The 13,589-nt window shown below is 68.3% G+C and carries 12 protein-coding genes, 1 tRNA gene, 1 other RNA gene and 1 pseudogene; 8 read left to right on the top strand and 7 right to left on the bottom strand.

The genetic code is table 11. From position 1 onward, the window contains the following. Nucleotides 1–119 precede the first annotated feature (119 nt). From purD to ffs, 3 genes are all read right to left on the bottom strand, one after another. The gene (purD, locus tag D1J63_RS19220; RefSeq protein ID WP_125630262.1) at nucleotides 120–1,370 is read right to left on the bottom strand and encodes a phosphoribosylamine--glycine ligase; all 1,251 of its coding nucleotides are present in this window, start codon (nucleotides 1,368–1,370) and stop codon (nucleotides 120–122) included. A 198-nt stretch (nucleotides 1,371–1,568) separates the two neighbouring features. Continuing rightward, the gene (locus tag D1J63_RS19215) at nucleotides 1,569–3,941 is read right to left on the bottom strand and encodes a DNA polymerase III subunit gamma and tau (protein WP_125630260.1); all 2,373 of its coding nucleotides are present in this window, start codon (nucleotides 3,939–3,941) and stop codon (nucleotides 1,569–1,571) included. A gap of 45 nt (nucleotides 3,942–3,986) precedes the next feature. Further along, an RNA gene (ffs, locus tag D1J63_RS19210) (signal recognition particle sRNA small type) lies at nucleotides 3,987–4,083 on the bottom strand. A gap of 73 nt (nucleotides 4,084–4,156) precedes the next feature. On the opposite strand from ffs, the gene D1J63_RS19205 reads away from it, so the two are divergent. The 4 genes from D1J63_RS19205 to D1J63_RS19190 all read left to right on the top strand — a co-directional run bounded on the left by D1J63_RS19205 (nucleotide 4,157) and on the right by D1J63_RS19190 (nucleotide 6,071). Beyond that, nucleotides 4,157–4,244: transfer RNA gene (locus tag D1J63_RS19205), tRNA-Ser, on the top strand. A gap of 593 nt (nucleotides 4,245–4,837) precedes the next feature. Next, the gene (locus D1J63_RS19200) at nucleotides 4,838–5,020 is read left to right on the top strand and encodes a hypothetical protein (protein WP_125630258.1); all 183 of its coding nucleotides are present in this window, start codon (nucleotides 4,838–4,840) and stop codon (nucleotides 5,018–5,020) included. After that, a complete protein-coding gene (locus D1J63_RS19195; RefSeq protein ID WP_125630256.1) occupies nucleotides 5,017–5,457 on the top strand; it encodes a hypothetical protein in 441 nt (146 codons plus the stop codon). The genes D1J63_RS19200 and D1J63_RS19195 overlap by 4 nt, the downstream gene beginning before the upstream one ends. Further along, a complete protein-coding gene (locus D1J63_RS19190) occupies nucleotides 5,454–6,071 on the top strand; it encodes a hypothetical protein (protein WP_125630253.1) in 618 nt (205 codons plus the stop codon). Before D1J63_RS19195 ends, D1J63_RS19190 begins: the two co-directional genes overlap by 4 nt. A gap of 102 nt (nucleotides 6,072–6,173) precedes the next feature. On the opposite strand, the gene D1J63_RS19185 is transcribed toward D1J63_RS19190, so the two are convergent. Both D1J63_RS19185 and D1J63_RS19180 read right to left on the bottom strand, forming a co-directional pair. Continuing rightward, nucleotides 6,174–6,929 (bottom strand): HNH endonuclease, encoded by a 756-nt coding sequence (locus tag D1J63_RS19185; protein ID WP_125630251.1) that lies wholly within the window; start codon nucleotides 6,927–6,929, stop codon nucleotides 6,174–6,176. Further along, nucleotides 6,926–7,612, bottom strand: a complete 687-nt coding sequence (locus D1J63_RS19180; protein ID WP_232250302.1) for an AAA family ATPase — start codon at nucleotides 7,610–7,612, stop codon at nucleotides 6,926–6,928. The genes D1J63_RS19185 and D1J63_RS19180 overlap by 4 nt, the downstream gene beginning before the upstream one ends. Nucleotides 7,613–7,725: 113 nt before the next feature. Here D1J63_RS19180 and D1J63_RS19175 point away from each other — a divergent pair. The 3 genes and pseudogenes from D1J63_RS19175 to D1J63_RS19165 all read left to right on the top strand — a co-directional run. Then, a protein-coding gene (locus D1J63_RS19175; RefSeq protein ID WP_241235487.1) for an IS5 family transposase occupies nucleotides 7,726–8,597 on the top strand; the annotation gives its coding sequence in 2 pieces (ribosomal slippage) (nucleotides 7,726–8,086 and nucleotides 8,086–8,597; 873 coding nt in all). A 146-nt stretch (nucleotides 8,598–8,743) separates the two neighbouring features. Next, complete coding sequence (locus D1J63_RS19170) at nucleotides 8,744–10,312, top strand: class I SAM-dependent DNA methyltransferase (RefSeq protein ID WP_125630247.1); 1,569 nt, start codon at nucleotides 8,744–8,746, stop codon at nucleotides 10,310–10,312. Between the two features lie 177 nt (nucleotides 10,313–10,489). Next, a pseudogene (locus D1J63_RS19165) lies at nucleotides 10,490–10,582 on the top strand (NUDIX hydrolase); the annotation flags it as partial. Here D1J63_RS19165 and D1J63_RS19160 read toward each other — a convergent pair. Beyond that, entirely contained in the window at nucleotides 10,570–11,133 is a 564-nt protein-coding gene (locus tag D1J63_RS19160; protein WP_125630245.1) for an HD domain-containing protein, read from the bottom strand. The pseudogene D1J63_RS19165 and the gene D1J63_RS19160 overlap by 13 nt on opposite strands. 54 nt (nucleotides 11,134–11,187) lie before the next feature. Next, on the bottom strand, nucleotides 11,188–11,889 hold the full coding sequence (locus D1J63_RS37240; RefSeq protein ID WP_241235584.1) for a hypothetical protein: 702 nt from the start codon (nucleotides 11,887–11,889) through the stop codon (nucleotides 11,188–11,190). A gap of 927 nt (nucleotides 11,890–12,816) precedes the next feature. On the opposite strand from D1J63_RS37240, the gene D1J63_RS19145 reads away from it, so the two are divergent. Further along, a complete protein-coding gene (locus tag D1J63_RS19145; protein ID WP_232250303.1) occupies nucleotides 12,817–13,428 on the top strand; it encodes a hypothetical protein in 612 nt (203 codons plus the stop codon). Nucleotides 13,429–13,589 lie beyond the last annotated feature (161 nt).

Here is a 13,589-nt window from a genome sequence, read left to right as displayed (position 1 = left end):
CATCGGTCACCCGATGGAATGGCTTTGGGGAAAGCTGAGGACGGACAGCAAAGGTCAGGCCCCGGCTCCTGGGAGGGAGCCGGGGCCTGTCGGATCCGGTGACCGGGAAGGTCGAGGGGTTACGCGCCCGCCGCCTTCGCCGCGATGTCGGTGCGGTGCTGCGAGCCGTCGAGGCCGATGCGGGCGACGGCCCGGTAGGCACGGTCCCGGGCCTCGGTGAGGTCGGTGCCGGTGGCCGTGACGGACAGGACGCGACCCCCGGCGCTGACGACGGCGTCGCCCTCGGCGCGGGTGCCGGCGTGCAGGACGTAGGCGTGCGGGGCGTCCTGGGCGGCCACCTCGTCGAGGCCGGTGATCGGGTCACCGGTGCGCGGGGTGCCGGGGTAGTTGTGGGAGGCGACGACCACGGTGACGGCCGCCTCGTCGCTCCAGCGCAGCGGCTCCAGGTCGGCGAGGTTGCCGGTGGCGGCGGCCATCAGCAGACCGGCGAGCGGGGTCTTCAGGCGGGCCAGCACGACCTGGGTCTCGGGGTCGCCGAAACGAGCGTTGAACTCGATCACGCGCACACCGCGCGAGGTGATCGCGAGCCCGGCGTAGAGGAGTCCCGAGAACGGCGTGCCGCGTCGGCGCAGCTCGTCGACGGTCGGCTGGAGCACGCTCTGCACGACCTCGTCGACCAGCTTCGGGTCGGCCCAGGGCAGCGGCGAGTACGCGCCCATGCCGCCGGTGTTCGGGCCCTCGTCGCCGTCGAGGGCGCGCTTGAAGTCCTGGGCGGGCTGGAGCGGGCGGACGTTCTCGCCGTCGGTGATCGCGAAGAGGGAGACCTCGGGGCCGTCCAGGAACTCCTCGACGACGACGCGGTCGCAGGCGTTCGCGTGGGCGCGGGCCGTCTCGACGTCGTCGGTGACGACGACGCCCTTGCCCGCGGCCAGCCCGTCGTCCTTGACGACGTAGGGCGCGCCGAAGGCGGCGAGGGCCGCGTCGATCTCGTCGGGGGTCGTGCAGACGTAGGAACGGGCCGTGGGCACGCCCGCGGCGGCCATCACGTCCTTGGCGAAGGCCTTGGAGCCCTCCAGCCGCGCCGCCTCCCCCGACGGCCCGAAGACCGGGATGCCCGCCTCGCGGACGGCGTCGGCGACCCCGGCGACCAGCGGCGCCTCGGGTCCTACGACGACCAGCTCGGCGCCGAGCCGGGTGGCGAGCGCGGTGACGGCCGCGCCGTCGAGGGCGTCGACCTGGTGCAGTTCGGCGACCTCGGCGATACCGGCGTTGCCGGGTGCGCAGTGCAGCGCGGTGACGTCGGGGTCGAGGGACAGGGAACGGCACAGGGCGTGTTCGCGGGCGCCGCCGCCGATGACAAGGACCTTCACGGGGTGAAGCCTAATGGGAACGGGCCGCCGCGGTTTGTGCGGGCTTCCGAAGGGACCGGCCGCGGAGGCTTGTGGCTTCCTCCAGGCAGGGCGTCCGGCTCGGACGGCCGACTCGGGCGGCCGGCTCGGACGGCCGGCTCGGACGGCCGACTCGGGCGGCCGACTCGGGCGGCCGACTCGGGCGGCCGGCTCGGACGGCTACTCGTTGGCGATCTCCTCGACCACCGTCGCGCCCAGTTCGCGGACCAGCAGCTCCTTGCCGGAGAGCGCGGACTCGTCGAGGTCCGGGTCGTCGTCCTCGGGGATGTCGTCCTCGGGGGAGACCGGGGGCGGCTCGGGTGCCGAGGGCCGGGGTGCGGGGGCGGCGGCCGGAGCGGACGCCGGGGCCGGCGCGGGGGCCGTGGAGGGGGCGGCGGGCGCGGACGGGGGCGCCGCCGGCCGCTGCGCGGGCGTGCCCCCACCGAAACCGCCCCCGCCACTGCCGCCGCCGAAGCCACCGGAGGGCCCCGAGGGGCCGGACGGACCCGCACCGGAGGGAGGCGCCGAGCCGCCGGAGGGATCGACGACCGCGTCGATCTTCCACTGCACGTTGAACTGCTCGGCCAGCGCCTGCCGCAGCACGTCCTCGCTGCCGCTGCTGACGAAGTTGTCCCGGGCGCCGGCGTTGACGAAGCCGAGCTGGAGGGAGGTGCCGTCGAAGCCGGTGACCTGAGCGTTCTGACTGAGCAGGATCCAGGTGAACCGGCGGCGGTTCTTGACCGCCTCCAGGATGTTGGGCCAGAGCGAGCGGGGGTCGATCCCCGCAGCGCCCGGCGGCGGAGAGGCGGGCGCGGGACCGGCCGGAGCGGAGGCCGGAGCCGGAGCCGGGGCCGGAGTCGCGACGGGGCCGGCGGCCGGACCGGGAGCGGCCGGTGTCCGGGACTGCCCACCCCCCGCGGGGGCCGCCGTGGGCCACCCACCGGGGCGGCGCCCACCACCCGCGGGAGCCGCGGTCGGCCAGGCACCGGGGGCCGGTGCCGAACCGGAAGCGGGAGCCGGAGCGGCGGCGGCAGGTGCGGGGGAAGCCGCGGAACCGGCAGCGGCGGCGGAGGGAGACGCGGCCGGCGCCTGCCCGCCCTCGGCGGAAGGGCCACCCACGTCGGCCGAGGACCCGGCACCAGCACCGGCACCGGTCCCGGCACCAGGAGCAGCACCGGCACCCGCGCCGGAGGACGAGCCTCCGCCCGGGCCGTTGCCCGGGCCTCCGCCGGGCGCACCGGCGCCCTGCCCCCGTACCGCCGCACGGGCCGCGGCGGGTCCGCCGCCCGGCGGCAGCGGAGCCCCGGCGGGCGCCGCGCCCCCCGCCGCACCGGCATGCGCCTCGGGCCCCGGCGCGTACCCCATGGCGGGTGCGCCCGCACCGGCCGAGAACTGCACCCCGCGCTCGATCCGGTCCAGCCGGGCCATCACGGACTGCTCGTCGCCGTACGCGGCGGGCAGCATCACGCGTGCGCAGATCAGCTCCAGCTGGAGGCGCGGCGAGTGGGCGCCGCGCATCTCGGTGAGCCCCTCGTTGACGATGTCGGCGGCGCGGCTCAGCTCGGCGGCGCCGAACGACTGGGCCTGGGCCTGCATCCGCTCGACCACGTCGGCCGGGGCGTCGATGAGCCCCTTCTCCGCGGCGTCGGGCACGGCGGCGAGGATCACCAGGTCACGCAGGCGCTCCAGCAGGTCGGTGACGAAACGCCGCGGGTCGTTGCCCCCCTCGATCACCCGGTCCACGACCCCGAAGGCGGCGGAGCCGTCCCCGGAGACGAAGGCCTCGACGACGGAGTCGAGCAGCGAGCCGTCCGTGTAGCCGAGCAGGGCGGTGGTCATGTCGTACGTCACACCGTCGGCGCCGGCGCCCGCGAGCAGCTGGTCCATGACGGACATGGAGTCACGCACCGACCCCGCGCCGGCCCGCACCACGAGCGGCAGCACACCCTCCTCCACCGCGATGCCCTCCCTGCCGCACACCTCGGCGAGGTAGTCGCGCAGGGTGCCGGGCGGCACGAGCCGGAAGGGGTAGTGGTGGGTCCGCGACCGGATGGTCCCGATGACCTTCTCGGGCTCGGTGGTCGCGAAGATGAACTTGAGGTGCTCCGGGGGCTCCTCGACGACCTTCAGCAGGGCATTGAAGCCCTGCGGGGAGACCATGTGGGCCTCGTCGATGATGTAGATCTTGTACCGGCTGGAGGCGGGCCCGAAGAAGGCCTTCTCGCGCAGGTCACGGGCGTCGTCCACACCACCGTGGGAGGCGGCGTCGATCTCGATGACGTCGATCGATCCCGGCCCGTTCCTGGCCAGGTCGCGGCAGGACTGGCACTCGCCGCACGGCGTGGGCGTCGGGCCCTGCTCGCAGTTCAGACAGCGGGCCAGGATCCGGGCGCTGGTCGTCTTGCCGCAACCGCGCGGACCGCTGAACAGGTACGCGTGATTGACCCGGTTGTTCCGCAGCGCCTGCTGCAGCGGGTCGGTGACATGCCCCTGCCCGATGACCTCGGCGAAGGACTCCGGGCGGTAACGGCGGTAGAGCGCGAGAGACGACACGCATACGAGGTTATAGGCGCCCACCGACAACCGGACCGCCCGCAAACGAGACGCCCCCCACGCACCCGCCAGAGCCGACCTACCCTTGCTGCCTTCCGGCCCTGGGGGAGTTCAGTCAGATAGCGCCGCGTGAGGGGCTGGCCCACACGTTACCCGATGTCGGGCCCCGGGAACGAGTTCGCAAGCACTCCCCGGCGTCATGTAATGTTCTCGGCGGAGGATTCGCCTAGAGGCCTAGGGCGCACGCTTGGAAAGCGTGTTGGGGGCAACCCCTCACGAGTTCGAATCTCGTATCCTCCGCCACCGCTGAACTGCGGAAACGTGGGCCCCGACCAGATCTTGGTCGGGGCCTTCGTCGTGCTGTGGTCTCAGTTGCTGTGATCGGATCGCTGCGGACCTGGGCGGACAGCCGGCATCCGCCGGTGGCCCTGACGTGTCCCCGTGCCGGGTACCGGCCGCATTTCTTCCACCTGTCGCCCTTGCGACCACAACGGCGAGTAGCCCGGCTCCGCACGTGCCTCATCCCACACCCGGTCGCCTACCTCCGGCCCCGAGCCCACCTCGTTCGGAGGCTGACCATCACCGCCGGGCTGCAATCAAAAACACGGATCGTACTGCTGGCTAGCGGTTTCGGGCCGCATGTCTCTCGAACGGGGAACGACGCCTGGCCCGCCCGCAGACGGGGCGACTAGGACAGCAAGACCAGACCCCACTGGCTTACAGCCAGCTCTCCAGCAAGGGCATTCGCCCACGCTCCCAGGAGGAGAACGATCATGACTTCCGCAATTCCCGCGACATCCACGGCGACGCCACCCCCAGACGGACGGTGCATCTCCAGCGCGCCCACAGCCCTCGTCTCGGGGCCCACCCCAGTCTCCTGGCAGGCACTTCGCGCCATGATCGATTCGTACTGCGGCGTCACGACCCTGTTGGTCGAGGCCGGGATCGGCTTGCACAGGCTCATGGAGCGCGATGGCGGCTCGGAGCTCAAGCTCGCTTACACGCTTCTCCAGAAGTTCGTGATCGCTCCCGTGGACGAGCGCGCATCGGATGAGACCGAGGAGGAGGCGATCGCATGACCACCACCGACATCGACCTCGACACGCTTCCTTCGGACACCCTCGTCGCCGAGTGCGGCCGGATCACGCCGATCGGGAAACTTGTCATCGCGAAGCTGGCCAAGGAACTGGCCGACATCTGCAGCCAGGCTGACGACCCGCAGGCCGCACTCCAGGTGGTCCTGGAGGCCGTCCCGAAGCACATGGCGGAGATCGCCAGCCGGCGAACCAGTGTCGGCCCCAGCCCGCTGCGCACCGCCCTCACCAGCCTCATCGGATCCCAGTGTCTGGAGCGACGCCCCGGCCGCGACCCGCTGACCGGTGATCGAATGGACGGCCAGCCAGACACCGACGACACCTGGCCCGACCGCCTGCTTTGCACCCAGCAGCATGGCCACAGCGGCGACCACCGTGACGCCCTTGGGCGTAACTGGAAACGAGCGGAGGTTTCGGCATGACCATTCTGACCCATGAGCGTCTCTTCGCCGTGTCGCTCCACTTGCGCCAGGGGGATGCCCACCAGGCGAAGGCCATCATGCTGCGCCGTGACGAGGGCCGCTTCATGGCCACCTACGACCCCGAGCGGGCCTCTCTCGACACTGCAGCCGTACTCGCCCGCGCCCTACTCTCGTCCGAGCGCATCATCGTCTCCGAGGTAATCCTCGAAGGCCACGACCCGGACCTGACGGCCTTGTACCGTGCTGCCTCGAAGCTGCTCCTGGACGTAGAGATCACCAGCGGACCTCAGATCACGGAACCCACAGTGAAGGTGCGCAGCCAGGAGCCGACACAGGCGACGTACTTCATCCCCGAGGGCTGGGACTTGTCCGACGCCCTCGACAGGCTGCCCGCCTCGTTCGCCTGCGCCCGGCCGGAGGTGGCCGGCCATTTGCATCGCATCGAACAGGCGAAGAAGGACTCCGGCGGGAAGATCGACCACGCCCTCGACGTCGTGGGCATGCTGATCCTGGAGACCGACGATCCGGACGGCGTCTGGGACGAAGTGCTGCAGGTGCTCCACCAGGTCGAGACCAAGCAGGCGACGGCTGGCACACCCGCCACGGCGGCCTGAGCTCCCATGCAGGTCGAGCCCTGCTGCAGTCAGTCCGGACTCCGCGCTGTAGCGACCGTATCCGGATGCCAGAACACGTTCGGCGGACCCAACTGCGGCCCTTCACGCGTGGAGGGCCGCATTCAGTTCCTCGTCCCTGAGCAGGTCGAGGATGTCGGGATCCGTGTCAGTGAAAATGACCTCCGCGTCATCGGACACGGCTTTCCGGAGTGCTGCGTGATACACGTCTGCGAAGGGCTGATTGCGCATGCGCCACTCTTTGCGGCGCATGCCCTTGTGGTCGCCATCGGCGCGAGCTCGTGCCCAGCCCCTGAGGTCGTCTTCCAGGCTGAGCCAAGCGTTGGCTCTCACGCGCGGCCGTCGCCCCTCGTTCAAACCGCACACCTGGATGGTCCACTTCCCCTTGCGGGAGCCGTCGACCGGGCGGTAGACCCCGCTGGCCAAGCGGAGATCCAGGTGCTCGAAGGGATCTTCTCGGGTCGGGTCGACTAGGAGCGAACCGACGACTCCGTCGCCTCGGTGCTGGTCCCTCTTGAACCGGCTGTTGCAGGTGGAACAGGCCAGCAGGAGGTTGGGCCAGTAGAAGGTCCGTAGCGTGCAGTGGGACTTGGGCACGAAATGGTCGACGGTATCGGCCATGTGGTTGCCGCAGTACATGCAGCAGTCAACTCCGGGCGCCATCTCCTCCAAGGCGTCACGCACAGGCCGGTACACGTCGCGGCGCACGGTGTTGCGGTCCCAAATCCGCTGGGCGTGGTCGCCCCGCTCGGGTACCGGAGTGTTGGCCAGTTCCTGAGTCAGCTTCAACAGGGAGGACTCAAGCTCGGACGGAAGCCGCGGCCGTACGATCCTGATCACGAACCGTCCGTCTCCCTCCTCCTAGCCCGCAAGCTGGCGTCCTCCACGTATGTCGCCTGAGAGCTGGACAGCGTCCTACGCAATTCCCGGAACCGCCGCATGGTCGCTTCGTCCGCATCCCCTGCTGCGACGTCGTACTCCAGGTCCGCCAGTTCCTCCCGCATCGACTCCGCACGGCGGGAGAACGGTGACAACAGGCCGAAGAAGTCCGACAGGACCGCGTCGTCGCCGGAACCGTAAACCACTCGGCCGAAGAGCTTTTCGTCCACGACCTCGGGCGGAACGTCTTCATCCGGACCGGGAAGCCGGATCAAGCCACCCGGATCGGCGGCCTGACAGACATAGGGGCTGTGGGTGCTGACGATGAACTGGACGGCAGGGAAGTGGACCTTGAACCACTCACCGATGCTCTGCTGCCACGACACGTGCAGGTGTGCATCGACCTCATCGATGAGGACGACTCCTGGGTGTGGCAGATACGGTCGGCCGTCCTTCCACCGGAGATCGATGGCCCCGTACGCGGCATACATCTGTCGTACGACATCCAGGACCAGCGCCGAGACGGTACGCAGGCCATCACTCATCCGCCTCTGCGCGATCAGAGGCCCTTCGCCGTCGACGCGGCGCATCCACAACCCGCGTGAGGTGATCTCCTCGACACGGTAGTGCGCCTCGTTCCCCAAGAGCCTGGCGACGAATCCGCAGATGATCTCCTCAAGCGGATTAGCGCCGAGCGCGAGGCTGCCGAGGCCGAACGGAAGGCGATCCGGCGTGCGGCAGCCCTAGGCAGTTTCGTTTGGATCAGTCGGTCGTTGGTTCGGGTGTGCCGTTGACTGATGCGCAGTGGGCGCGGATTGAGCCGTTGCTCCCGGACCGGACGCCGAGGCGAGGTGGTCGCTGGCGAGACCATCGAGAGGTGATCGACGCGATCGCCTACAAGTTCCAGACCGGCACGCAGTGGGTTCACCTGCCGGAGAAGTACGGCAACTGGCGAGGGGTCTACAACCGGCTGCGGATGTGGGCCGTCGACGGCACCTGGGAGCGAGTCTTCACCGCCCTGGTCGCCCAGGCAGACGCGGACGAGGACCTCAACTGGGCCGTCTCGGTCGACTCCACCATCGTGCGGGCCCACCAGCACGCGGCCGGAGCCCGCAAAAGGGGGCCCCGGCCGGCGAGCCGACCGACCATGCCATCGGCCGGTCCCGCGGCGGACTGACCACGAAGATCCACCTCGCTGCCGACGCCCGCTGCCGGCCCCTGGCGTTCGTTCTCACCGCAGGCCAGGCCGGTGACGCACCCGCGTTCACCGACGTCATGGCCCGCCTGCGCGTTCCCCGCCGACGAGGACGACCCCGCACCAGGCCGGACCTGGTCCTGGCCGACAAGGCGTACTCCTCCCGCGCGATCCGCGAGCACCTGCGCAAGCGCGGCATCCGGGCAGTGATCCCCGTCCCCGCAGACCAGCGCGCACACCGGCTACGTCGGGGCAGCCGGGGCGGCAGGCCACCGGCCTTCGACCGCGAGACCTACAAGCAGCGCAACACCGTCGAGCGGTGCATCAACCGCCTGAAGCAGTGGCGTGGTATCGCCACCCGCTACGAAAAGACCGCCACCATCTACCTGGCCGGACTCCACATCGCGGGCATCTTCCTCTGGTCCGCCCGGTGATCCAAACGAAACTGCCTAGCCCGGGGCAAGAAACGCAAGAAGCCCGAGACATCAGACCCTGATAACAAGCCGCCGCTTCCCTCCCAGGTCACTGAGCCCCGCCTCCCCCTAGGGGAACAGACCCTTCTCCCTGAGGAGTTCACCGCGTGAAACCGGAAGCTCGCCGTCTCGTCGATCGGCTCTGGAACTACTGCAACGTCCTGCGCGACGACGGCGTTTCGAGCCTTGAGTACCTGGAACAGCTCAGTTTCCTGGTATTCCTCAAGATGGCTGCGGAGATCGAGGAGGCCGACAAGACGCTCCCCGAAAGCAGGCGGCGCCATGTCCTGCCCAACACCGAGCAGTGGCGCGGTCGAGGCTGGCCGGAACTCCTCGATCTCACTGGCACCGACCTGGAGGAGGCATACACACAGCTCCTCACTGACCTCGGGAAACGCGAGAATGGCAAAGAGGACACCGCCCTCAGTCTGATCTTCCACCGTGCCCGCAATCGCCTCCAGAACCCGGCCAATCTCCGCCGCCTCATCGTCGACCTGATCGACAAGGAGCAATGGCTCACCGCCAGCAAGGACATCAAGGGCGATGCCTACGAGGCACTCATCGCCCGCAGCGCAGAGGACACCAAGGCTGGCGCCGGACAGTACTTCACCCCCCGCGTACTCATCGAGTCCATCGTGCGGTGCATGCGGCCCACCCCGGACGACACCATCACCGACCCGGCGTGTGGCACCGGCGGCTTCCTGCTCGCCGCCTACGACCACATCGTGAGGGAGTACGGTGCTGAGATGTCCACGGAGGACTTCGCCCGCTTCGATGAGGGCGAGGCCATCTGGGGCACTGAGCTTGTCCCGGCGACCGCCCGCCTCGCGGAGATGAACCTCATCCTCCACAACATCGGCAAACCGGACGGCAAACCCCTCATCGACGTGGAAGACGCCCTGGCGAAGCCGCCGACCAAGCGCGCCTCCATGGTTCTCGCCAACCCTCCCTTCGGTAAGAAATCGTCGATTGTGATCACCAACATCGACGGCTCGGTCAGCCGCGAGGACATGTCGTACCATCGCCGCGACTTCTGGGAGACCACGACCAACAAGCAGTTCAACTTCGTCCAGCACATCGTGAATGTGCTCGCTGACAACGGCAGGGCCGCCGTGATTGTCCCGGACAATGTCCTCAACGAAGGTGGCCGCGGCGCAAACATCCGTCGCGAACTGCTCAAGCGCTACAACCTCCACACCATGTTGCGCCTGCCGAAGGGCATCTTCTACGCCGGCACGGTCAAGGCCAACGTCCTCTTCTTCGATGCCGCCCCGCCCCGCCGTAGCGCGGATGAACCCCCGCACACCAAGCAACTGTGGGTGTACGACCTGCGCACCGGCAACCGCTTCACGCTGAAGCAGAACCCGCTGCTCCCCGGACACCTTGAGGACTTCGAGAAACGTGCGTTCGGTGTCGGCACCGACGACCCGAATGGCGCCATCGACCGCCGTGTACCCGAAGGACGCCTCCAGGTCTTCGACGGTGCCGAACTCGTTGCCACCAAGGACGTCAATCTCGACATCGGCCTGATTGAAGCAGAGGCGGCGGAGGCCAAGTCTCTGACCGAACTAACGCTCGCGCTTTCCGCGGACCTGCGCGGGGCGCTGCTCGAACTGGAGCACCTGGCGGCTGACTTGGACGTGGAGCTGCCGCCGCTGATCCGAGAGCAGCGGTGAGGGATTGGGCCCGGCCGCCACGGCCGGGCCCAATCCCTCACTATCCAGCTACAAGTCGTTACGTCCGTCCCCGTACTTGCTGGGGTTCCGTGCGCGATCCACAGCCTGTGCGCAAGCTTCGGCGAACGCGGCAGCGACAGCATCTTCGTCCGTTCCGCGCACCTGCGCCTCGACCTCCAGCCCGCAGACCTGGACCAGTACGACATCCACCCCAGCATGCGCCAGCAGATCGGCGACTACCTCGCCGGCACCTATCCCTACCTCGGCTGACTCGCCACGGCAGCTTCGACCCTCTCGACAGACGAGAAAATCTCCGGCGCCGCGCGCCGGATGAACCGACAGACCACGCCGTCCGCGCCATAACGGTCGACGATCTCCGCAACCCCTTCCCGCGCGGTCGTCCGGCCGCCGTCGGGCGTCGTCGTCATGTCGCAATCCACGAGGGCGTCCACCAACAGCGGATCGTCCAGCAACGGGAACTCCCTCGCCAACTCCTCTCGCAGCCCATGTTCTTCCGCCTCCAGCAGCGCGAACGAGTGGTTCGCTACCAGACGGGCCAGCCTCTCATCGACACCGTGCTCGTCCCGTAGAAAGCGTGCGCCATCGAGCGGATGGAACCCGGTGGTCGCCAAGCGAGGCGCATATCCCACGTCATGCAGGATCGCGGCCGAGATCAGCAGGTCAGTGTCCTTCCCCAAGATCAGGCCGACCTCGGCCGCCCGGGCTGCAACCCCACAGCTGTGCGCCCACCGTCGTGGGAGCACATTCCCGAGTTCAGCCGCCGCAACTCGCCTGGCCCAGGCCACCATCTCCTCGCCCATGGCCTCTACATGCCCCGCCGAGTGCCTGCCAGTCGCATTGGTCCCCGTCCCGCCTCAGTGAGCCCGTCGCTCGGCAGTGAGCTGAGCCGCCGGACGACAGGGCCGGCCCAAGAGGGCGCATCTCTGCTCGAAGTCCGACGGGAGCCAGCCGCGGCTCAGCAAGCGCGGGTGTGCGGGAAACGCCGTGATCGCGGCAACGACGAAAGCGAGCGATGCCCACGGCGTGTGCACGCGCGTCATCACCTGCTGGCCGCGCGTGCTGATAAAGCTCGTCTGGAAGGTGTCCGGAGCAACGAGTTCGATTGCGCTCAGCGCCCTCCAGTCGAGGTCGAGTTCGCACGTCGAGTTCGCGAAATGCAGCCTGCGTGGCGTGAGCGTCACTGCACCTGTTCCGTCCACCACCCACCGTGGCTGCGCGTCACGCGCCGCCTGCCGGCGCCGCGTGGAGTTGCCCAACGCTGAGCCCACCAGACTCCCGATGACAAGTGCAGGACTGCCGACGGCGACCACATTGCTGTGCTGGTAACGACCGTCTCCCAGGGCTCGCCAAGTCGAGCGCTGACCGGGGCCCACGGCAAGCGCACGGTCCCCTTGGTCCAGTCTTGCGGTTGTGGCGACCAGGGGGCGGTCAGCCAGGCGGCCTTCGAGCAGGTCGGCGAGGATGTCGCACGTGTGCCACAGGTACTCGTCCAGCGGGGACCACGCCGACCGGTTCGCGTTCTCCGGCGGCGGCGCGAAAGGGTTGGGCACTGTCACTTCGGCATCCGTCCGAGGATCCATCGATTACCTAGCGCGATCAACCCTATCCACGCCGCACTACGAGCGGGATGCCGTTCGCCTAATGGCCGATTTCGTTCGCTCGGACAGCTGGACGAGGGACAGGCGCTAGCCTCACGCGCTGAACGCGACTTCGCCCCCGCCGACACGGCCTACATCGGTGCAGGCAAGTGTGTCACCACCCCGAAACGCCAGCCGCACCAAGACGAACTCACCACGACCGAGCAGACGGCCAGCCGGGCTTGTCAGCCGCACGCGCACCCATCGAACAAGGAGTCGCCGAAATCACGGCGAGTCTTCTGCAGAGCCCGACGCGTCCGAACCGAATGACCGCGACACCGCTGAAATTCTCAATCTGCCACTCACGCGTGCGGAACCACCTCACGACACACCAGGCCGGTGGTCACAATTGGAGAGGCGCATTCCACCTCGATTCATTCCAGTATGCGGAAACCCCAAGAGAGATATTTCGACACCACCTCGCCGAGGCTGCGGCCCTAACAGGATGGCCTCGCTCGCCGTATCCCGAGGTCATCAACGGAACCGCTGCAGGTGCGCCGACCGCTCAAGGGCATCGATAATCAGCCCCGATGTTCTGTCGGCATTGCGTTATTACACAACTAACCTAGGCTCATCGAGCACCCTTCGCAGCCACTCCCTCACGGGGGGCTAGCGCCGAAAACAACAGACACGAAGGGAACACTGTTGAGACGCGCAGTCCACAGAAGCCTGCTGGCCTTATTCGCGGCCCTTGGGATAACCCTGGCCTCCAGTACGGCAGCGAACGCGCACTACGTCTACTACGCGGACCTCGTATGGTCGAACGCCGATTCGTCGCGATGCGTCATGAACCGGTCTGAGACGTCACACGGTTCGACGGGCGGAGGCTACTTCCGCGGTGACTCGATGTCCCAGGCCGAACTCAGCTCCATTCCGTCCGACTGCATTCTTCCCTGGGAGCGCAACACCGGGTGGCTCGCAGAAGGATTCGTCATCTACAAGTGGTACGTCGACGCCCAGGGTGACGGCTCCTGGCTCATCTGCGACCGGACCGATCAGTGGTACATGAACTCCGAGCCGGCATCCACGATGCGCATCACCAGCACCGCCCCGGCAGGCGGCGCGTGCGGCTCCGGCTACTACGGTCTCGGCAACTACGCAGGTATGAAGGACGGCAACGCGTGGTACGGCTGGGACGTCATGATGTGGTCTGGATCCCACCTGCTGCCTGACACGTCGTTCGCGGCACCGCCGGCACCGACCGAGGCGCCCCCTGGAGTAAACGACGACAACGTGGCACCGGCAGGATCGATGCCTGACACCATGCCCGTGTCGGATTCCAACGGGAAGCCCGCCGTCGACGCATCGGGCAACCCCATCGAGACGCAGGTACTCCCGGAGGCCCCGACCGGGGCCAAGAGTCTCGCCACGGCGAACGCTCCGCGACACTTCACGACCGCTCCGAACGGTGCCACCATCGAAGAGGTCGAAGTCGTACTCGACGGCCTCGTAAGGTAGGGACGCAAGTCCCAAGGAACGCGACAGCTCCGGCGCGGATCACTTCCCGTGTCGGAGCTGCGGCGCGGCGAGGAGCGCCAATACGACTCTCACCAAACAAGAAGAGGAGTCATAAATTGGTCACCTTGCAACGCATTTGCGGGTTCCTCGCACTCATTTCC

This window comes from Streptomyces sp. KPB2 (genome assembly GCF_003950055.1).
GTDB lineage: Bacteria > Actinomycetota > Actinomycetes > Streptomycetales > Streptomycetaceae > Streptomyces > Streptomyces salinarius.
The sequence above is the reverse complement of the archived record's forward strand: the minus strand, read 5'-3'. Positions and strand labels throughout refer to the sequence as shown.